Raw genomic sequence first — 19177 nt, 5'->3', positions numbered from 1 at the left:
AGACCTCCTCTTGAAACACCTCGCTTCCCTCCTCGCGCTGGCCACCGCCTGCGCCGGCCTGCTGGCCGCGGCCCCCGCCGCGCAGGCCGACACCGCCTTCCCTTCCAAGCCGATGACGCTGGTCGTGCCCTTCCCGCCCGGCGGTCCCACCGACGCGATGGCGCGCACGCTCGCGGCCGAGATGAAGGACCGCATGGGCCAGCCGATGATCGTGGAGAACCGCGCGGGCGCGGGCGGCAACATCGGCGCCGAGTACGTGGCGCGCGCCGAAGCCGACGGCCATGTGCTGCTGTTCGGCACCTCGGGCCCGCTCGCGATCAACGCCAGCCTCTACCGCAAGATCAATTACGACCCGGTGAAGAGCTTCGCGCCCGTGATCCAGGTCGGCTACCTGCCGAACATCCTGGTGGTGAATCCCGCGCTGCCGGTGAAGACGGTGCCCGAGCTCGTCGCCTATGCCAAGGCCAACCCCGGCAAGCTCAGCTATGCCTCCTCGGGCAACGGCGCCTCCTCGCACCTGGCGGGCGTGCTGTTCAATTCGATCGCCGGCACCGACTTCCAGCACATCCCCTACAAGGGCACCGGCCCCGCGCTCAACGACCTGCTGGGCGGCCAGGTCAGCATGACCTTCACCGACATCCTCACCGCGCTGCCCTACGTCAAGGCCGGCAAGCTGCGCGCGCTGGGCGTGGCCACCCTCGCGCGCTCGCAGGCGCTGCCCGAGGTGCCCACGATCTCGGAGCAGGGCTACAAGGGCTACGACGTGAGCGTGTTCTTCGGCATCGTCGCACCCGCGGGCACGCCGGCCGAGCGCGTGGCGAAGCTCAACCATGCCTTCGCCGAGGTGTTGAACTCGCCCAAGGTCAAGCAGATGTTCGCGGCCCAGGGCCTCGAGGCCAGCGCCGACACCTCGCCGCCGAAGCTCGGCCAGTTCATCGCGAGCGAGTCGGCAAAGTGGAAGGACGTGGTCAAGAAGTCGGGGGCGCAGCTCGATTGAGGCATCCGGGGCGCGATCACGCCGACGGGGTACCTTGCGCCGCGCCTGAACCGCCGGCACGACCAGAGCGCCTCTCGTGCGGAGGGCATCGGGTGCTCCCCGCAGCGAAATCAAGGAGGAGGCCGAAGGCCGGGGGACATTCGCGGAGGGGAGTACCCGATGTCCTTCGCACGCGCCCCGAACGAACAGAACACAAGCATCGGAACAGCACTGCAATGACATCCTCTCAAGGCGCACTCGCGGGCATCCGCGTGCTCGACATCTCCCGCATCCTCGGCGGCCCCTACTGCGGTCAGATCCTCGGCGACCATGGCGCCGACGTGCTCAAGATCGAGCCGCCGCAGGGCGACGACACGCGCACCTGGGGCCCGCCGTTCAAGGATGGCGTGGCTTCCTACTACCACGGCCTCAACCGCAACAAGCGCGTGCAGCACCTCGACTTCTCGACCGAGGAAGGCCGCGCCGCCCTGCTCGCGCTGGTGGCCGAGGCCGACGTGCTGATCGAGAACTTCAAGACCGGCACCATGGAACGCTGGGGCATCGGCTACGAGACCCTGTCGCAGCGCTTTCCGCGCCTGGTCTGGTGCCGCGTCTCGGGCTTCGGCGCCGACGGTCCGCTCGGTGCGCTGCCCGGCTACGACGCCGCCGTGCAGGCCATGACCGGCATCATGAGCGTCAACGGCGAGGCCGAGGGCGGGCCGCTGCGCGTGGGCCTGCCCGTGGTCGACATGGTGACCGGCCTCAACGCCGTCATCGGCGTGCTGCTCGCGCTGCAGGAACGCCAGCGCAGCGGACGCGGCCAGTTCGTCGAAGCCGCGCTCTACGACAGCGGCATCTCGCTGCTGCATCCGCACGCCGCCAACTGGTTCATGGACGGCAGCGCCCCGCGCCGCACCGGCAACGCCCATCCCAACATCTATCCCTACGACGCCCTCGCCACCGGCACCGACCCCGTGTTCGTCGCCGTCGGCAACGACCGCCAGTTCGCGAGCCTGTGCGGCTGCATCGGTCTGCCCGCGCTGGCCACCGATCCGCGCTTCGCCACCGCGGGCGCGCGCTCGGTGAACCGCGACGCGCTCAAGCAGCGGCTCGAGACCGCCATGGCCGCCTTCGACGGCCGCGTGCTGGTCGAGCAGCTCATGGCCGCGGGCGTGCCGGCCGCGCCCGTGCTGCCCGTGGCCGCCGCGCTCGAACATCCGCACACGGCGCACCGCGGCATGGTGGTCGAACTCGAGGGTGGCTATCGCGGCATCGGCGCGCCCGTGAAGCTGGGCCGCACGCCCGCGAGCTACCGGCATGCGCCGCTGACGCCAGGCGATGCCTTCCTGCCGCGCGCGGACGACGAGGCGGCCTCAACCGCGGCGCACTGAACGCCCACGGCCGATGCCATAGCAGGCGATGCCGGAGGCCTCGACCTCGGCCGGGTCGTAGAGATTGCGGCCATCGAACACGGCGCGCGCCGACAGCCGCGCGGCCATGCGCGCGAAATCGGGCCGGCGGTAGGCCGCCCATTCGGTGACGAGCACGAGCGCATCGGCCCCATCGAGCGCGGCCTCGGGCGCATCGCACCAGGCGATGCCTTCGCGTCCGCCGAGCAGCGCACGCGCATTCGGCATCGCGGCCGGGTCGTGCAGCCGCAGCCGCGCGCCGGCGGCCAGCAGCCGCTCGATCAGCACCAGGCTCGGCGCATCGCGCATGTCGTCGGTGTCGGGCTTGAAGGCCAGGCCCCACACGGCCAGCGTGCGCCCCGCGAGCGTGGGGCCGAAATGGCCGGCCACCCGTTCGAAGAGCCGCGACTTCTGCGCCTCGTTCACCGCCGCCACCGCGGGCAGCAGCCGCAGCGCGGCGCCCTCGCCTATGTGTCGCAGCGCGCGCAGGTCCTTCGCGAGGCAGGAGCCGCCATAGCCCGCGCCGGCCTGCAGGAAGGCCGGACCGATGCGCGCATCGGCGCCGATCGCGCGGCGCACGCTCTCGATGTCGGCGCCCGCCTGCTCGGCCACGCGCGCCATCTCGTTCATGAAGCTGATGCGGGTGGCGAGCATCGCGTTGGCGGCGTACTTCGCGAGCTCGGCCGAGCGGCGGTCCATCACCAGCCACTGGCGCTCGGGATCGCTCAGGAACGGGCGATAGAGCTCGGCCAGCAGCGCGATCGCGCCGGCATCGGAGGATCCGACCACGATGCGGTCGGGCGCGCGGCTGTCGCGCACCGCGGAGCCTTCACGCAGGAACTCGGGGTTCACCGCCACCGCGATCCGATGCGTGGCACCGCGCCGCGCCAGCGCGTCCCGCACCACCGCCTCGACCCGGTCGGCCGTGCCCGCCGGCAAGGTCGACTTACAGACCAGCAGGCCGTCGCGGTCGCGGTGGTGCCCCACGGCGCGCGCCACCTCGAACACCGCCTCGAGGTCGACCACGCCCTCCGCATCGGCCGGGGCATTGACCACGATGAAGAGGATGTCGCCATGCCGCGCGGCCTCGCCGGCATCGTCCGTGAAGCGCAGCCGGCCGGCCGCCATCTCCTGCGCCACCAGCGCGCCGAGCCCCGGTTCGTGCAGCGGCATGCGGCCCGCGCGCAGGCCCGCGATGCGCGGCGCGTCGGTGTCGGCGCACAGCACCGCGTGCCCGGCCTCGGCCATGCAGGCCGCGAAGCTCAGGCCCACGTAGCCCGCGCCGAAGACCGCGAGCTTCAAGACAGCGGCCCCGCGGCGGGCCGCGCCCGTGAGCGATGGCACTGGCAACCGCGAGGGTTGTGCGATAAAAGCGGCATGCATGCCTTCCCAACGACGTCCGGACAGGAAAAATCGATGATGCCCGATCAAGTGGCGGCGCGCACCGCGCTGGTCCTCGAGACCAACAACCTGCGCGGCGGTGCCGATGCGCAGGCCCAGGCCGCCGCCAGCCTGCGGCGGCTGATCGCGCTGCTCGCGCGTCAGAAGCAGCCGCTGTCCACGCTGGCCCAGGTGGTCATCACGCACGACGGCCTCGATGCCGCCACCTGCGAGGAAGTGCAACGCCTGGCCGGGCGGCCCGTCGACTTCGTGCGCATCGACGCCAGCACCGGCTACTACGACGCCAAGAACACCGGCTTCGCGGCCACCGACGCGGCGCGCTGCGACTGGGTGGTGTTCGCCGATGCCGACTGCCTGCCCGACGAGGACTGGCTGCGCGAGCTGCTCGCGCCCTTCGCGCGCGCCGACGCGCCGGCCGTGGTGGCGGGCCGCACCAGCTACGCGGCCAACGTGGTGGGCACAGCGCTCACCACCATCGACTTCATGTACTTCCCGAACGAGCACGCGGGCGCGACGAGCAACTTCTACGCGAACAACGTGGCGTTCCGGCGCGAGGTCTTCGACACCCACAGCTACCAGGCGCTCGACGGCGTGTACCGCGCCCACTGCCAGGTGCTCGGCATGCGGCTGCGCGCGGCCGGCATCCCGCTGCACTACGCGGCGCGCGCCCACACCGAGCACCGCCTGCCCGACACGCGGCGCGAAGCGCTCAAGCTGCGCTGGATGCGCGGGCAGGACACGTATTCGCTCACGCCGCACCTGCTGCGCAGCTACGTGTCGCCGCGCTGGCACTGGCTCGCGAAGAGCGGCCCGATCGGCCCGCTGTGCGTGCTCGTCACGCGGCTGGGCTTCAGCCTGCGCGCGCTCAACCGGCAGGACCTGCCGCCGCTGCGCGGCGCGCGCTGGGCGCTCGGCGTGCTGCTGATCCTGGGCTTCTCGGCCGTCGACATGCTCGGCGCCTTCGCGCGCGGCATCGGCCTGCACACCACGGGCCGCGCGCAGGCCGATGCGCAGGCGCTCTCCTACCACCGCCCCTGAGGCCCGCGACCATGGCACGCCCGCTCGTTCTCGCCGCCCTCGCGCTGCTCACTCCCGGACTCGCGGCCTCGGCCGAGTTCTCGGGCCGCGGCGTCTTCGCCTTCGCCTCGGGCAGCGGCTGCCCCATCGCCGCCGGCACCAGCGAGAACTGCAACCGGCTCGCGCTCGACGACGAAGACACCCGCGCCACGCTCGACGAGGCCACGCACACGCTGCGCTTCGCCAATGGCCGCAGCTACGACGGCAAGCGCATCGTGGGCGACGTGGTGCTGCAGGGCTCGGGCCGCACGGCCGACGGCCAGCGCGTGCCGCTGAGCTTCCATGCGCTGCTGAGCCGCTCGGGCAACGACTGGTCGTTCAGCAGCCATGCGCATGCGCCGGTGCGCGGCGAGTTCTCCGAGATCCGCATCGATCCCTGGCAGCTCGTGGTCGGCGAGGCCGGCGGCGAGCGCGTGCTGTTCAGCAACGCGCAGGTCGTGGAGGCGCTCGCCAAGCCCTCGCTGACGGCGCGCCTGGCCGACGAACTGGTGCAGGTGCGCGACAACCGCGAGAACGCCGCGCGCGACGCCGACATCACGGTCGGGCTCGGCGTGTCGAAGGCCGTCAAGTGGGTGGCGCGCACGCGCTTCGTCACGACGCGCAACCGGCCGCTGGCCGAGGCGATGCGCGAGGGCACCTGGTCGCTAGAGCTGCAGGCCCTGAGCGGCCGGATTCCGCGCCAGGTGGTGCAGCGCGACCTGTTCCTCTACGGACTCGAATCGCAGGCCCTGCTGCAGCCGCTGCTGCAGCGCGGCTTCCGCAAGAACGAGAAGCTCACGATCGGCGCCACCGGCGGCAAGGGCTTCGTGCGCTACGACGGGCAGCAGCGCGAGTTCGCGGGCGCCGACGCCACGGCGCGCGGCTTCCTGCAGGGCAGCTTCCTGGGGCTGGTGCTCGGCTGGCAGCAACAGCAGTTGCAGCCCGTGGCGCTCGATGCGAAGGCCGGGTCGAATGGCCGCTGAGCTGTACGCGCGGGCCGAGGCCGACGCCGAAGCTCCGGGCTTCGAGAGCCTCGCGCCGCCGTTGCTGCACGGCTGGCCCGCGCTGCAGGCCGCGCTGGTGCACCGCGTGAAGCGCGCCGCGCTGCGCCAGCTGCATGCCAGCCGCGCGGGCGAGGCGCTGCTGCTGCGCCTCTACCTCGTGGGCGAGGAATCGTCGGAACAGGCGCTGCAGTGCGAACTGCGCGCCGCCGCGCCCGACTGGCTCGAGCGCCAGCTCGACCAGCACCTGGCCGACGAGCAATTGCATGCGCGGCTGTTCGCCGAGGCCATCGCCGAACGCGGCGGACGCGCACGGGCCGGCGCCGTCGATGGCGAGCAGCCGCGGCCCGACTGGTTCAGCCGGCGCAAGCTCGCGCGCTGGCAGGCGCTGATCCGCCGCCATGCACCGCACTTCGCGCACGGCGGCCTGGTGCCGGCCTATGCGATCGGCCTCGCGGCCGAGCAGATGGCCTCGCGCATCCTCGAACGCCACTGCGCGCTGATCGGGCCCGCGCATGCGCTGCATCCGCTGCTCGCGCGCGTGTGGGCCGACGAGCAGCGCCATGTGCGGCTGTGCAGCCACACGCTGCAGCGCTGCGTGGCGCCGCACGAGCGCGCGCGGCTCGCGCAGTTGATGGACGAGGTGCGCGCCATCGAGCGCGGCTTCGGCATCACGGGCGCGCTCGGCATGTGGTGCGCGGGCGCGGCACTGCGGCTGGTGCCGCGGGCGGGCTGAGCATGCCGCGCATCCTCTACCTCGCGACCGCCGACGCGCGCGGCCACCTGATGCGATCGCAGTTGCTCACGCACGCGCTGCGCGCGGCCGGCGCGCAGGTGCAGGTGCTGACCACCTCCGACGAGGGCGCGCTCTTCCTCGCGGGCTTCGGCATCGACGCGCCCGTGCTCTCGCGCCACTACGCGGTGCAGTTCGACGCGCGGCAGAACATGCTGCGGCGCGAGACCGACCGCAACGTGGCGCACTACGTGTTCCGGCCCGGCCGCATGCTGCGCGACATCGTGCGGCTGCACGGCCGGCTGCGCGAGGCCGACCTGGTGGTCAACGACTCCTTCCATCCCGCGCTGCTGTTCATGGGCGCGCTGCCGCCGTGGCGGCACAAGGTGGTGCACGTGTACGGCGCGAGCCTGCGGCGCGCGCTCGAAGGCAATTTCAGCGGCCGGTTGCCGGGCTGGACGGCGCGCGCCTTCGGCCGCATCGTGGCCTGGCAGATCGGGCGCAGCCGCGCGCGCATCGCGCACGATTTCGCGCAGCAGGCGCCGGCGCACGATGGCCACGGCACCTACCGGCTCGCGACGCCGGTGGCCGTGGCCTCGAACGACGACGTTGCGGCCGTAGCCCCGCGGGCCGCGGTCTACCTCAACCCGCACTTCAAGGACACGGCGCTGGCCGACGGCCTCGAGCACGGCCTGGCCGCCGCGGGCCTGGGCGCGCATTGCGTGGGCGAAGGCTATGCCGGGCGCGCCGGCTGGCAGCCGCAGGACGCGCACTGGATCGACACCGCGGCGCGCAGCGCCTTCATCGTCTCGGCCCCGGGCATGGCGGCGCTGTCGGTGGCCCAGGTCTACCGCAAGCCGATCCTGCTGCTGCAGACCGACCAGCCCGAGCAGGCGAGCAATGCCGAGCGCGCCGCGCAGCTCGGGCTGCGGCATCGCGTGGTGGTGTGGCGCGGCGACGCGGCCGCGTTCGCGAGCGACGTGGCGGCCGCGACGCGCGAGCTCGGCGCGAGCACCGAGGCCACGGCCGCGCAGGGCCGCGAGGCGGCGCTCGAACGGCTGCAGCCCTGGAGCCAGCTGCTGCTGCGCCTCGCGACGCAACCGGCCGCGGCCGGTGCCGACGCGGCCTATCCGGCCGCGCGCCTGGACTGAAGCACCACGCGCAGCATCCGGTCGAGCGCGCGCTCGGGCGCTGCCGCCGTGGCGTCGGGCTGCGGCAGCGCCGCGACATCGCCCGTGCCCGCCGGGCTCATCGACACGCGCAGCTTGCGCAGGGTGAAGCCCGAGCGCACGACCGGCTCGTCCGCGCCCTCGGCGGCCTCCGCATCGGCCGCCTCGCCCACGAAGAACTGCAGCACCAGGCACTTGCGCTGCGGCGAGGGCACGAGCTCGAACACCAGGCTGCGCCGCCACGCACCCGAGGTGCGCTGGCCCGGCAGCATGGCGCCGTCGAGCAGCGCGACCACGCGCGTGCTCTGCGCCTCGCAGCGGTAGTCGATGCGCACGCGCAGCCGCTGCGCCGGCGCGTGGCCCGGGGCCTGCAGCGGATGCGCGAACACGGCCGCGGGCGGCAGCGGGATCACCAGGCAGGCCAGCGAGCCCTCGCTCCAGGTGTCGACGTCGTCGGGCGCCGACCAGCCATGGGCCAGCCAGGCCGTGGCCGGATTGCCGGTGCGAAAGGCGTAGTCGCGGCCGAGCACAAGCTCGGGCAGCGCCTGCAGGCCCGGGTCGCGGTCGTCGAGGCCCCAGCGCGTGGAGAAGGCCCGCTCGATCGCATCCGCGGGCCAGGCGCCCGCACCGGCCGGCGCGGCCGCGGCCGCCTCGCCGGGCGCGCGGCAGGCGTCGAGCATGAAGTCCAGCGCGCCGAGCTCGGGCCCCACCGGCAGCCAGGGCGAGCAGGCCGCGGGCAGGCACTCGGGCGCGTTGCGGTCGGCGCGAATCAGCGCGCGCACGGGCTGCAGGAAGTAGCGCGCCTCGGTCAGCACGCTCGACGACAGTCCCGCGACGAAGCGCAGGTTCTCGGCCGACAGCAGCGCGTAGGTGTTCTCGCGCGTCCAGGCGACGTTGGGAATGGCGCGCGCGATCGGCGCGAGGTCGTGCAGCGCGGGCTCGTAGGGATGCGGCTTCACGACCAGCAGGTCGACCTCCTGCGCCAGCGTGCGCAGCGCGCCGATCACGGCGGACGGATGCTGGCTGCGCCCGCCGCTCACCAGCGAGAGGTCGACCAGGCTCTGGCCGAAGAACAGGCCCACGCGCAGCCGCGGATCGAACAGCGCGCCCGCGCCGCGGCGCGCGAAGCAGCCGCGGATGGCGGCCGCGTGGTTCCAGAACAGCTCCTCGTCGATGGCGCGCGCCTCGAGCGCGGCGCGGATGCGCGCGTCGTTGGTGCGCGCGCAGAAGTGCAGGTGCTCGGTGAAGCGGCGCGGATCGATCTCGATGTCGAGGTAGCTCGCGCCGCTGCGGTCGATGCAGTGCTGCAGCGCCGGCGTCAGGCCCCAGCCGATCACCAGGCAGCCCGGGCCGAAGGCCGGCAGGCCCTCAAGCCCGCGCAGCGGCGCGAGGTCGGCGACGCAGGCGCGGGCCCAGCCGGCCGGCGTGGCCGGCAGGCCCAGCAGCGCCATCGCGCGCGCCACGTCGATCGTGCCGCCATGCGAGCGCGGCGCGATCTCGCGCATCGGCAGGCCGAGCCGGCCCAGCGCCGAGCCGAAGAAGCCCTGCAGGAAGCGCCGGTTGGCGGGGAAGTAGTGCAGCCCGTTGTCGGGCGAACGGAAGAAGTCGTCGACGAAGAGGACCTGGTGGAACCGGCGTGCTGGCATGGCGATGGGCGGTCGGTGCCGGAGGCCCTGCGGGCCGCCTCGCCGGCCGGTGGCTGAGGGGGAGCCGCCAATCTAGAAGTGCACTCTTAGCGTTCGGTGAGCCCCGCGCCAAGCGCGCGCAAAGTTCATGCAAAGCAGAGGTGAAGCGCGTGCCGTGTGTGAACGGCAGGCAAAGTGCCGGCGCCGGAAGGCGGCACTCAGTCCAGCGTCAGGTTGAGCCCGCGGATCAGGCCGTCCCAGCGCTCGGACTCCTGATGCAACAGCGTGGCGAACTGCGCGGGCGTGCCGCCCACCGGTTCGACGCCATAGGCCGCGAGCTTGCGGTGCACCGCGGGGTTGTGGATGGCGCTCGCGATCGCCTGCTGCAGCCGCGCCACGATCTCGGGCGGCGTGCGTGCCGGCGCCACCACGCCCACCAGCGCGGCCGCCTCGACGCCGTCGATGCCGAGCTCGGCGAAGGTCGGCACCTCGGGCAATTGCGACAGCCGCACGCGATCGGCGATCGCGAGTGCGCGCACGCGGCCGCTGCGGATGAAGCCCAGGCACGCGGCGAGGTCGCACATCATGGCCTGCAGCTGGCCGCCGGCCACGTCGGCCACCGCGTTGGCGGCGCCGCGGTAGGGCACGTGCAGCATGCGCAGCCGGGCCTGGCGCTGCAGCAGCTCCATCGCGAGGTGGTGCGGGCTGCCGGTGCCGGCCGAGGCGTAGCTGATCTTGCCGGGATAGGCGCGCGCGTCCTCGAGGAAGGCGCGCGCGTCGCGCACGCCGCTGGCCGGCCCGACCAGCAGCACCAGCGGGAAGCGGCCCATCAGCGTGACCGGCGCGAAGTCGCGCTGCGGGTTGTAGCCGAGGTTGCGGTAGAGCACGGGGTTGAACACCAGCGTGCCGTTGTCGGCCGACAGCACGCTGTAGCCGTCGGCCGGCGCGCGCAGGACCTCGGCGGCGCCGAGCGAGGTGTTGCCGCCGGTGCGGTTCTCGACCACCACGGGCTGGCCGGTGTCGATCGCGAGCTGGTTGCCGACGATGCGCGTGAGGAAGTCGGAGCCGCCGCCCGCTGGGTAGGGCACGATCCAGCGGATCGGTCGGTTGGGAAATTCGCGCTGGGCCCGCGCGGGTGGAGCGCCGAGCAGCAGCGCGCCGGCCAGGCCGGCGGCACCCGCGAGCCAGGCGCGGCGATCGCGCGAGGCGGTGGCCGGCGCGGCCGATGGATCCGCCTGCGCCGATGCCACCGTTGCCACGCGTGCCGTCGCCATCGGCTCAGGGCGCGATCGGATTGCCCGGCGAGCCGAGCGCGTTGATGCCGACGCGTGCGGGCGCCGCGGCCTCGGGCGCGCGGTAGGTGACCTGCACGGGCGTCGGGGCGGCGACCGGCACGGCCTCGCGCGCGGAATCGTTCCTGCGCACCAGCACGCCCGGCGCGCGGGCCTTGTTGACGCGCGGCGCGGCCGACACCGGCGTGGCGGCGGGCGCCGCGACGGGCAATGCGGCAGGTGTTGGCGCGGGTTGCGCGCCGCCCGTGGGCGGCAAATCGGCCGCGACGCCGAAGCCCCCCGCGCTGCCGCCGACACCGGCGCCGACGCTGGTCACCGGACCCGGCTGCATCGCATTGGGCTTGCCCGCGTTGGGATCGTGCAGCACCACGCTCTGGCCCACGCCGGCACCGACCGGGCCGACGCCCAGGCCCATGCCGACCGAGCCCGCGACCGCGCCGCTGTTGCTGACCGCCACGCCCGCGCCGAGCGGGCCGAAGCCGGTGTTGAGGCCGACCGAGAAGTTGCCGTCCTTGGTGGCGCCGAGCCCCAGCGAGAGGCCCGGCACGATCGGAATGCCGATCTGGTAGTGGGAGCAGCCGCTCACCAGCAACGCGAGCAGCACGCCGACCGGAAGGCCGGCGGCCGCGATGCGGGTGCGCGGCCGCGTGTTCACACCAGGAGCGCGTTCACGCGCCGCACGTAGGCCGCGGGATCGGCCGGCAGGCCGCCCTCGGCGAGCAGCGCCTGGTCGAACAGGATGTTCGCGAGGTCGTCGAAGTGGGCCGAGCCCTCGAGCTTCTTGACCAGCGCGTGCTCGGCATTGACCTCGAGCACCGGCTTGAGCTCGGGCGCGGGCTGGCCGGCCTGCTTGAGCATGCGCGCGAGCTGCGTGCTCATGCCGCCGTCCTGCACCACGAGGCAGGCCGGCGAGTCGACCAGGCGCGTGGTCACGCGCACGTCCTCGGCCTTGTCCTTGAGCGCTTCCTTGAGCTTCTCGAGCAGCGGCTTGAACGATTCGGCGGCCTCCTCGGCGGCCTTCTTCTCGTCCTCGTCCTGCAGCTTGCCGAGGTCGACCGCGCCCTTGGCCACGCTCTGCAGCGGCGTGCCGTCGAACTCGTTGAGGTAGTTGAGCGCCCACTCGTCGACGCGGTCGGTCATCAGCAGCACCTCGATGCCCTTCTTCTTGAAGACCTCGAGCTGCGGGCTGTTCTTGGCGGCGGCCAGCGTGTCGGCCGTGATGTAGTAGATCGCGTCCTGGCCGTCCTTCATGCGCGCCTTGTAGTCGGCGAAGCTCACGCTCACGGCATCGGTGGTGGTCGAGGCGTAGCGCAGCAGCTTGGCGATGCGGTCGCGGTTGCCGAAGTCCTCGCCCAGGCCTTCCTTGAGCACGGCGCCGAACTCGGCATAGAACTTGGCGTACTTGCCCGCGTCGTCGGCCGCCGCGGCGGCGGTCTCGGCCGCGGTGGGGGCGTTCTTGTCGACCACGTCCGTCACGGCCTCGGTCGGCTCGGGCGTGGGCACCGATTCGCCCGAGCCCACGTCGATGCGGCCTTCGCCGCTTTCGGGGCCGGTCTTCTGCTTCTTGGCCAGGTCCTCGAGCATGCCGAGCACGCGCTTGGTGCTGCCTTCGCGGATCGCCTTCACGTCGCGGCTTTCCTGCAGCAGCTCGCGGCTCACGTTGAGCGGCAGGTCGGCCGAGTCGATCACGCCCTTGACGAAGCGCAGGTAGCTGGGCATCAGCGCCTCGGCGTCGTCCATGATGAAGACGCGCTTCACGTAGAGCTTGACGCCCGCGCTCTTCTCGCGGTTCCAGAGGTCGAACGGCGCCTTGGCGGGGATGTAGAGCAGCTGCGTGTACTCGGTGCTGCCTTCGACGCGGTTGTGGCTCCAGGCCAGCGGCGCCTCGAAGTCGTGGCTGATGCTCTTGTAGAACTCCTCGTACTGCTCGGCGCTGATGTCCTTCTTGGGACGGCTCCACAGCGCGTTGGCCTTGTTGACCGTTTCCCATTCGCCGGTCTTCACCATGTCGCCGGGCTGGTCGTTCTCGCCTTCCTTCCACTCCTCCTTCTCCATGAGGATCGGCAACGAGATGTGGTCGGAGTACTTGCCGACGATCTGCTTGATCTTCCAGGCGTTGAGGTATTCGTCGGCATCTTCGCGCAGGTGCAGCGTGATGCTGGTGCCGCGCTCGGCACGCGTGATGTCGGCCACCTCGAAGTCGCCGGCGCCGCCGCTGGCCCAGCGCACGCCCTGCTCGGCGGGCAGGCCCGCGCGGCGCGACTCGACGGTGATGCGGTCGGCCACGATGAAGCCCGAGTAGAAGCCCACGCCGAACTGGCCGATGAGCTGGGCGTCGGCCTTCTGGTCGCCGCTGAGCTTGCTCACGAAGTCCTTGGTGCCGCTCTTGGCGATGGTGCCGAGGTTGTCGATCGCCTCCTGGCGCGACAGGCCGATGCCCTTGTCGGTGATGGTGATCGTGCGCGCGGCCTTGTCGAAGCTGATGCGCACGTCGAGCTCGGACTGGCCTTCGTAGAGCTCGGGACGGTCGATGGCCTCGAAGCGCAGCTTGTCGCAGGCGTCCGATGCATTCGAGATCAGCTCGCGCAGGAAGATTTCCTTGTTGGAGTACAGCGCATGCGTGACGAGGTGCAGCAGTTGCGCGACTTCGGCCTGGAACGGGAGTTTGGTGTTGGAGGAATCAGCCATTGGAAAAGGAAAGGTCGGATCGAAAAAATTCTAAGGCGGCGCGGCGGTCCGGGCTCGGCCGGACGCAGCTTTTCTACCTGGGGCAAACGGTTTTAAAAATCAACGCTCGCTACCGAGATTTCAAGCACTCCATCACGGTTTACTACGAAAAATTCGGCAACGCCCCTGAAGCCCTCGTTTTTGGTCAGCAAAAGTTACCAAAAACCACAATCATCGCCTCCGCTGCGCACGCAGTGACTCAACTCAACCGGGGCCCTCGGGGCCCAAAGGGACGGCGATGTTGTTGGATGACGAGGGAGTTGCCGTGGCCTGCCGCTGGCTCGGCCGGAATGCCGTGGCGCCGCGGGGCCGCCCGGGCGTCGGCTGCCTGGCGGCGCTGGCCTACCTCGCCGCGGAGGCGCAGACCGCGCCACCCGCCGCGGCCGCCGAAGCCCGCATCCAGCCGATGGACCGGGCCCAGGCGCAGCAGGCGCGGCTGAAGGCCCTCGTCGAAGCCGCGCCGGCGCCCTACCAGGACCGGTTCATGAGCGCCGACGAGGCCGGCGCCGCGTCCGCCGACGACAGCGCCGTGCCGTCCGCGCAACCCGAAGGCTTTCGCGCCTGGATGACCGAGAGTCGCATCGGCTTCGGCGCTGCGACGAGTTCCGGCGCCGGGCGGCGGCGCGCGGTGGAGTTCGGCCAGCGCATCGAGTACCGCCGCGAGACGCTCAACCACGGCGAGTTCCTGCTGCAGGCCGACGGCCGCCGCTGGAACGGCGACCGCCAGGCCCAGGGCGGCATCGGCGTGCTGGGCTACGCCGAGGACGCGGGCAGCGGCCGCCTCACGCTGCGCAACCTCGCCTTTCCGCTGACGCCCCGGACCTTCGCCGACAGCGCGCTGGGCGACATCCACAGCGAACTCACCGAGGGCCTGGCGCGCCATTACCGGCTCTCGCTCGGCAGCACCACGGTGCGCGGCGCCTCGTTGCGCGTGTTCGACGCCGGCAGCGACTGGCGCGCGGGCTTCGGCATGCGCGGCAGCCTCCGGGGCGGCCCGTATCCGGGATTCGAGCAGAGCCAGGGCACGCTCGGCTGGCTCGGCCTGACGCAGCGCGTGGGTGGGAACGGCTTCGTCGCCGCGCAGCTGAACCGGGCGCGCGACCTTCCGGCCTGGACCCTCGACCCGTTCACGGGCCAGGGTCTCGGATCGCGCCATGTCGAGAGCTGGGCCGGCGCGCTGGGCTGGGGCCGCGAGGTGGAGCGCGACGGCGACTTCAAGGTCCGCGCCACGCTGATCGGCAGCCGCACGCGCTCGCCGACGCCGGGCGTCGCCGTCGGCGATTCGCGCGGGCTGTTCGTCGAGGCGAGCGCACGCCTGGGGCCCTACCGCCACGAATTCGGTGCCTACACGACCCGGCCGAATCTCTTCTTCGGCGACCATCTCGTGGCCGACGGCACGCGCGGCGCCTACTGGCGCGTGGACCGCGGCGGCAGCCGCCTGCACTGGGGCGGCGGACTCGAGCACGAGCGCACGCAGGGCGACGCCGCCTTCGGGTTCGCGGGTTCCAGCCGCAGCGGCGCGAACGGCAGCTTCCTGTACCAGTTCGACCGGCATGCCTCGGTCGGCGGCAGCCTGAGCCTGCAGCGCACGCGCTACGACAGCAGCGCGAACACCGCCGCCGGCAGCGACTCGCGCAGCCTCTACGCCAGCGTCTTCCACCAGGCACGCTTCTTCGGTGGCCTGCGCAGCCGCTTCAGCCTGACCGTGCGGCGCAACGAGCTGATCGTGCTCGGCGACCAGGCCGCCACCGGCCACGAATGGCAGTGGGAGCAGGACTGGATCGGCGCGGGCCGCGAGACGCTGCGCCCCGAGCTCACGACCACGCTCGGCTATGCGCGCGACCGCAGCGGCGGCGTGCCACGCAACTACCCCACGGCCGGCGTGCAGTTCCTGTGCTGGCTCGACAGCGGCTTCCACCTCGGGGGCAACCTGCGCTACACCTCGCAAAGCGGCGGCCTGCACACCAGCCGCGGGCTGTCGGGCTCGCTCACGGCCGAGAAGGCGCTCGCCCGGGGCTGGCGCATCGGCTTCGCGGCTTACTTCAACCAGGCGCGCGCCGCCGTGGCGCCCACCACGAGCCTGGGCCCGCAGCTCTACCGCAGCAACGACCGCAGCGCCTACGTCTACCTGCGCTGGGAGGGCAGCGCGGGCACGGCCTTCCAGACCGCCGGCGTGCGCGACGGCGATGCGGGCGCCGGTGCAGGCAGCGTGGCCGGGCAGGTGTTCTTCGACGCCAACCGCGACGGCGCGCGGCAGCCCGACGAAGACGGGGCCGCCCACGTGGAGGTCCAGCTCGACGGCCGCTACCGCACCACCACCGACCGCGACGGCCGCTTCGAATTTCCGCTCGTGACGACCGGCCGCCACCGGCTGAGCCTGACGCTCGACAGCGTGCCGCTGCCCTGGGGCGCGGCCGGCGACGGCGGCGTGACGCTCGGCGTTCCGCTGCGCGGCCGGGCCGTTGCCGAGATTCCCCTGACCAAGGTGGGCGAATGAGCAGCGCGCCCCTGCGGTCTTCTCCTGCCCGCTGCTGCTCTTCTTTCTTCATCCATCGAGGCCCTCTCATGAACCCCAGCGCCCTCCCCCACCGCATGCTCGCCCTTTCCGTGGCGGCCCTCTGCCTCGCCGCCGGTGGCGAGGCCATTGCCGAGAGCCAGTACGGCGCGGGCACCGGCACCATCACGGCCCAGGCCAAGGTCAACCTCAGCGTGACGGTGCCCAAGCTCATCCTGCTGCGCGTGGGCGCGGCCAACACCGCCGTCGACACGCTGCGATGGAGCTCGGCGCTGGAGATCCCCGCCGTTCCCACGCCGGCCCTGGCCGCCGCCGCCAACACCGGCGTGGACTGGAACGGCGCGGCACCGGCCGCGACCGTTGCCGCCGCGGCCGGCGCCGACACGCTCACCGTCTACGCCTGGACCAATGCCGGCACCGGCACCATCCACTGCGCGCTCGGCGCCTGGAACGCCACAGGCGGCCCGGCCGACGCCGACTTCACCGTGACCGCCGAGGGCACGTTGCCGCACCCGGGCGCGAACCTGGGCGCCTGCGCCTCGACCGCGTTCCCGTCCAACACGGTGGCCACGGGCACCTGGACCTATGCGCTCGGCGGCACGCCGGCCGGCTGGCGCGCCAACACGTACACCAACACCATCACCTACACCGCGCAAGGCATCTGATGCGGCCCCGCCCGGCCCCGGCTCCGCTCGCCGCCGCGCTGCTGGCCGCGGGCCTCGTCCTGCCCGCGGAGGCCGTCGTCATGACGGTGACGGACGTCGGCCTGGTCTATGCCATCTCGGTGCGCGTGGGCGCGGTCAGCGGCGTCGACACGGTGGCCTTCAGCGTCGCCGGCGACAACGTCGGCCTGGCACCGGCGCCGGTGGCGGGCTCGCCGGTCATCGAGGTGTGGGTCACGCCGTTCCGGCCCGCGAATTCGTCGTCCACGGCGCGGCCGGTGACGCTGCGGGTCGACTCGACGCCCGGCCTGGCCTGCCAATCGGGCGGCTGCGGCGCCACCCTCATCCCGTTCAGCCAGATCGGCTGGACCGCCAGCAACAACGGCGCCGCCACCACGGGCGACATCCAGAGCGGCCGCTTCGACGGCAGCGCCAACCAGCAGATCGCGAGCTTCAATGCCAACGCGACCTTCTGCTCGGCCCCGGTGCTGCTGCTGTGCCTGGGCTACACCTACCGCTCGAACGCGATCGGCGCGACGCGGATGCAGTTCAGCTACGACAACGACGTCGTCTATCCCGCGGGCAACTACCGGGGCACGGTGCGCTTCACGGCGTCGATGGAGTGAAACGCGTGCCCGCACCGGCCGTCCCGTGTGTCGCGCTGCTGCTGTGGCTGGCGCTGCCGGCCGGCGCGGGCGTTGCGCGGCTGGACGACTCGAGCTCGCCGCGCGCCCAGGTCGGCACCGACTTCCGCCGCGCGCAACCGGTCGACGGCATCCGCTTCGACCTGCCGTTCGGACGCATCGACTACCGGCTCGCGACCGCGCCCTACATCGGCCGGCGCGCGCGCATCTTCTACGTGATCCCGGCCGCCATCCCCGGCCTGCGCTCCCCCGCGGGCATGCAGCTGCAATGGCGCAGCCACGGCGCCTTCGCGAGTGCCAGCGGCCGACCGGGCGACCGCGTGCCGGTCTGGATCGGCACCGTCGCCACCGCCTGGATGACCGAGAGCTTCGAGCTCACGCTGCGCCTCGATCCGCGCGAACTGCGGCTGCCGCCGGGGGCTTCGCTGCGCTTCGAATCGATCTTCGAAATCGAGACCCTGCCATGACCCCGCCTTCCCCCACCCGCGCGCTGCCGCGGCGCGCCGCCACCTTCGTCCTGCTGCTGGCCGGCGCCGGTGGCGCGCTGGCCGCGCCGTTCGAGATCGCGGTCTCGCCCTCGCGCTTCGAGCTGTCGGGCCGCGGCGGCACGCGCCTGGGCCAGTCGCTGGAGATCCACAACCTCGCGCCGGTCGCGACCGAGGTGACGGTGCGCACCATCGACTGGCACTACTCGGCCGAGGGCCAGATCAGCTACCACGACGACCTGCAGCCCGGCAGCTGCCGGCCCTGGGTGGCGCTCGAGCGGCGCAGCGTGCAGCTGCCCGCGCGCGGCAGCCGGGCCTACCGCTTCCAGATCGAGCCGCCGGCGGGTTCGCCGCGCGGCGAGTGCCGCTTCATGATCGCGATCGAAGGCAGCGAGCCCGCGCAGCAGGCGCTGATCCAGGGCGGCGGCGCCAGCCTGAGCCTGCCGGTGACGGGGCGCATCGCGGTGGCCGTGTACCTCGCGCTCGACGGCGCCGAGCCCCGGCTCGACCTGCAGCGGATCGCCAGCAGCGACAGCGGCGGCCAGCGCCGCATCGCCGTGACCGTGGCCAACACCGGCGATGCGCACGGCCGCCTCGAAGGCAGCCTGGACGCCGTCGACAGCCAGGGCCGCGCCTTCGCGCTGGTGCCCGAGGGCACGCCGATCCTGCCGGGCCAGACCCGCACGCTGGCGCTGATGCCCCAGGCCGAAGACGGCCGCGCCGCGCCGCAGCCCGCCTATCCGGTGAAGGTCGAGGGCACGCTGGACTGGGCGCAGGGCAGCTTCAAGGTGGAGGCGACGCTCGAGTGACGGCGCGCCTCGCCTTGCGCGGCACGGTCGCGGCGGCCAGCCTCGCGCTCATGGCGGCCGCGCGGGCCGAGACGGCCACCTCGGCGTCCGGCTTCAACGTGCCGCGCAGCGCGACGGCCAGGCTGGACTTCAGCCTCTCGATCCAGAAGTTCCTGTTCTTCGGCGTCGGCGCCAGTCCCTGGCCGGCGCAGAGCAATGCCGTGGGCACCGTGCGCTTCGTGCTCTCGCCGTCGATTCCGCCGGCCGGCATCGCGCCCGTGGCCGGCAGCCGCCAGCCGCTGGACTGGCCCGGCGGCGCGCCGGTCTTCGCGGTCACGGCCTCGGACCACGTGCTGCCCGTCGAGGTGCGCAGCAATGCCGGCCCGATCGCCATCCGCGCCGAGGCGAGCACGCCGCTGTCCAACGGCAGCCACACCATCCCGATGTCGGAGATCACCATCGCCTCGAGCAACCCCGGCCTGCCCGCACCGCCGGTGCCCGCCAGCGGCATCGGCGGCGCCGCGCTCGTCGCGGGCACGGGCTTCTCGAGCCTCGTGACGCTGCAGAAAGCCAGCTGGACCTTCGGCTATGCCAACAGCGCCAGCCGCAGCGCGGGCAGCTACACCGGCGTGCTCCGGTTCACGGCCAGCACGCCCTGAGCGCGTGCGCGGCGTGCCACGCACGAACGCGTCAC

17 protein-coding genes are annotated in these 19177 nt (G+C 72.7%); 12 read left to right on the top strand and 5 right to left on the bottom strand.

The annotated features are described in order from the left end of the window. The first annotated feature begins 10 nt into the window (after window positions 1-10). Together BM109_RS38585 and BM109_RS38580 are read left to right on the top strand one after the other, a co-directional pair. The gene (locus BM109_RS38585) at window positions 11-997 is read left to right on the top strand and encodes a Bug family tripartite tricarboxylate transporter substrate binding protein (RefSeq protein WP_093355257.1); all 987 of its coding nucleotides are present in this window, start codon (window positions 11-13) and stop codon (window positions 995-997) included. 215 nt (window positions 998-1212) lie between these two features. Continuing rightward, a complete protein-coding gene (locus tag BM109_RS38580; protein WP_093355254.1) occupies window positions 1213-2367 on the top strand; it encodes a CaiB/BaiF CoA transferase family protein in 1155 nt (384 codons plus the stop codon). Here the strand turns inward: BM109_RS38580 and BM109_RS38575 are convergent. Beyond that, the gene (locus BM109_RS38575; protein WP_093355251.1) at window positions 2350-3687 is read right to left on the bottom strand and encodes a UDP-glucose dehydrogenase family protein; all 1338 of its coding nucleotides are present in this window, start codon (window positions 3685-3687) and stop codon (window positions 2350-2352) included. The genes BM109_RS38580 and BM109_RS38575 overlap by 18 nt on opposite strands. A 114-nt stretch (window positions 3688-3801) precedes the next feature. On the opposite strand from BM109_RS38575, the gene BM109_RS38570 reads away from it, so the two are divergent. The 4 genes from BM109_RS38570 to BM109_RS38555 are packed head-to-tail and all read left to right on the top strand — an operon-like array spanning window position 3802 to window position 7727. Continuing rightward, on the top strand, window positions 3802-4824 hold the full coding sequence (locus tag BM109_RS38570; protein WP_093355249.1) for a glycosyltransferase family 2 protein: 1023 nt from the start codon (window positions 3802-3804) through the stop codon (window positions 4822-4824). Window positions 4825-4835: 11 nt separating this feature from the next. Next, the gene (locus tag BM109_RS38565; protein ID WP_093355246.1) at window positions 4836-5825 is read left to right on the top strand and encodes a hypothetical protein; all 990 of its coding nucleotides are present in this window, start codon (window positions 4836-4838) and stop codon (window positions 5823-5825) included. Next, entirely contained in the window at window positions 5815-6579 is a 765-nt protein-coding gene (locus BM109_RS38560) for a hypothetical protein (RefSeq protein WP_093355244.1), read from the top strand. Before BM109_RS38565 ends, BM109_RS38560 begins: the two co-directional genes overlap by 11 nt. Before the next feature lie 2 nt (window positions 6580-6581). Continuing rightward, complete coding sequence (locus BM109_RS38555; RefSeq protein WP_093355346.1) at window positions 6582-7727, top strand: glycosyltransferase family protein; 1146 nt, start codon at window positions 6582-6584, stop codon at window positions 7725-7727. On the opposite strand, the gene BM109_RS38550 is transcribed toward BM109_RS38555, so the two are convergent. From BM109_RS38550 to htpG, 4 genes are all read right to left on the bottom strand, one after another. Continuing rightward, window positions 7703-9391, bottom strand: a complete 1689-nt coding sequence (locus BM109_RS38550; protein ID WP_093355241.1) for a hypothetical protein — start codon at window positions 9389-9391, stop codon at window positions 7703-7705. The genes BM109_RS38555 and BM109_RS38550 overlap by 25 nt on opposite strands. A 197-nt stretch (window positions 9392-9588) precedes the next feature. Next, complete coding sequence (locus tag BM109_RS38545; protein WP_093355239.1) at window positions 9589-10644, bottom strand: Bug family tripartite tricarboxylate transporter substrate binding protein; 1056 nt, start codon at window positions 10642-10644, stop codon at window positions 9589-9591. A gap of 4 nt (window positions 10645-10648) precedes the next feature. Beyond that, window positions 10649-11317, bottom strand: coding sequence for a hypothetical protein (locus tag BM109_RS38540; protein WP_093355236.1), 669 nt, complete (start codon window positions 11315-11317; stop codon window positions 10649-10651). Continuing rightward, complete coding sequence (gene htpG / locus BM109_RS38535; RefSeq protein WP_093355234.1) at window positions 11314-13350, bottom strand: molecular chaperone HtpG; 2037 nt, start codon at window positions 13348-13350, stop codon at window positions 11314-11316. Before htpG ends, BM109_RS38540 begins: the two co-directional genes overlap by 4 nt. A gap of 277 nt (window positions 13351-13627) precedes the next feature. On the opposite strand from htpG, the gene BM109_RS38530 reads away from it, so the two are divergent. From BM109_RS38530 to BM109_RS38505, 6 genes are all read left to right on the top strand, one after another. Further along, window positions 13628-15886: a carboxypeptidase-like regulatory domain-containing protein gene (locus BM109_RS38530; protein ID WP_143129337.1), complete on the top strand. Its 2259-nt coding sequence runs from the start codon at window positions 13628-13630 to the stop codon at window positions 15884-15886. Window positions 15887-15981: 95 nt separating this feature from the next. Further along, on the top strand, window positions 15982-16569 hold the full coding sequence (locus tag BM109_RS38525; protein ID WP_256223064.1) for a hypothetical protein: 588 nt from the start codon (window positions 15982-15984) through the stop codon (window positions 16567-16569). Beyond that, window positions 16569-17192 (top strand): hypothetical protein, encoded by a 624-nt coding sequence (locus BM109_RS38520; RefSeq protein WP_093355229.1) that lies wholly within the window; start codon window positions 16569-16571, stop codon window positions 17190-17192. Before BM109_RS38525 ends, BM109_RS38520 begins: the two co-directional genes overlap by 1 nt. Window positions 17193-17197: 5 nt before the next feature. Further along, window positions 17198-17677, top strand: a complete 480-nt coding sequence (locus BM109_RS38515; protein WP_093355343.1) for a hypothetical protein — start codon at window positions 17198-17200, stop codon at window positions 17675-17677. Next, window positions 17674-18504: a COG1470 family protein gene (locus tag BM109_RS38510; protein WP_093355226.1), complete on the top strand. Its 831-nt coding sequence runs from the start codon at window positions 17674-17676 to the stop codon at window positions 18502-18504. Before BM109_RS38515 ends, BM109_RS38510 begins: the two co-directional genes overlap by 4 nt. Then, a complete protein-coding gene (locus tag BM109_RS38505; protein WP_218159454.1) occupies window positions 18501-19142 on the top strand; it encodes a hypothetical protein in 642 nt (213 codons plus the stop codon). The genes BM109_RS38510 and BM109_RS38505 overlap by 4 nt, the downstream gene beginning before the upstream one ends. The last annotated feature ends 35 nt before the right edge of the window (window positions 19143-19177 follow it).

The sequence above is a fragment of the Variovorax sp. PDC80 genome, from assembly GCF_900115375.1.
Classification (GTDB): domain Bacteria; phylum Pseudomonadota; class Gammaproteobacteria; order Burkholderiales; family Burkholderiaceae_C; genus Variovorax.
Note: the sequence above shows the minus strand (reverse complement) of the source record. Positions and strands in the feature narration are given on the sequence as shown.

Coding starts and splice junctions, on each gene's coding strand:
- BM109_RS38580 (WP_093355254.1), top strand. CDS start 1,213: ATGACATCCTCTCAAGGCGCACTCGCGGGCATCCGCGTGCTCGACATC.
- BM109_RS38570 (WP_093355249.1), top strand. CDS start 3,802: ATGATGCCCGATCAAGTGGCGGCGCGCACCGCGCTGGTCCTCGAGACC.
- BM109_RS38565 (WP_093355246.1), top strand. CDS start 4,836: ATGGCACGCCCGCTCGTTCTCGCCGCCCTCGCGCTGCTCACTCCCGGA.
- BM109_RS38560 (WP_093355244.1), top strand. CDS start 5,815: ATGGCCGCTGAGCTGTACGCGCGGGCCGAGGCCGACGCCGAAGCTCCG.
- BM109_RS38555 (WP_093355346.1), top strand. CDS start 6,582: ATGCCGCGCATCCTCTACCTCGCGACCGCCGACGCGCGCGGCCACCTG.
- BM109_RS38550 (WP_093355241.1), bottom strand. CDS start 9,391: ATGCCAGCACGCCGGTTCCACCAGGTCCTCTTCGTCGACGACTTCTTC.
- BM109_RS38545 (WP_093355239.1), bottom strand. CDS start 10,644: ATGGCGACGGCACGCGTGGCAACGGTGGCATCGGCGCAGGCGGATCCA.
- htpG (WP_093355234.1), bottom strand. CDS start 13,350: ATGGCTGATTCCTCCAACACCAAACTCCCGTTCCAGGCCGAAGTCGCG.
- BM109_RS38530 (WP_143129337.1), top strand. CDS start 13,628: ATGTTGTTGGATGACGAGGGAGTTGCCGTGGCCTGCCGCTGGCTCGGC.
- BM109_RS38525 (WP_256223064.1), top strand. CDS start 15,982: ATGCTCGCCCTTTCCGTGGCGGCCCTCTGCCTCGCCGCCGGTGGCGAG.
- BM109_RS38520 (WP_093355229.1), top strand. CDS start 16,569: ATGCGGCCCCGCCCGGCCCCGGCTCCGCTCGCCGCCGCGCTGCTGGCC.
- BM109_RS38510 (WP_093355226.1), top strand. CDS start 17,674: ATGACCCCGCCTTCCCCCACCCGCGCGCTGCCGCGGCGCGCCGCCACC.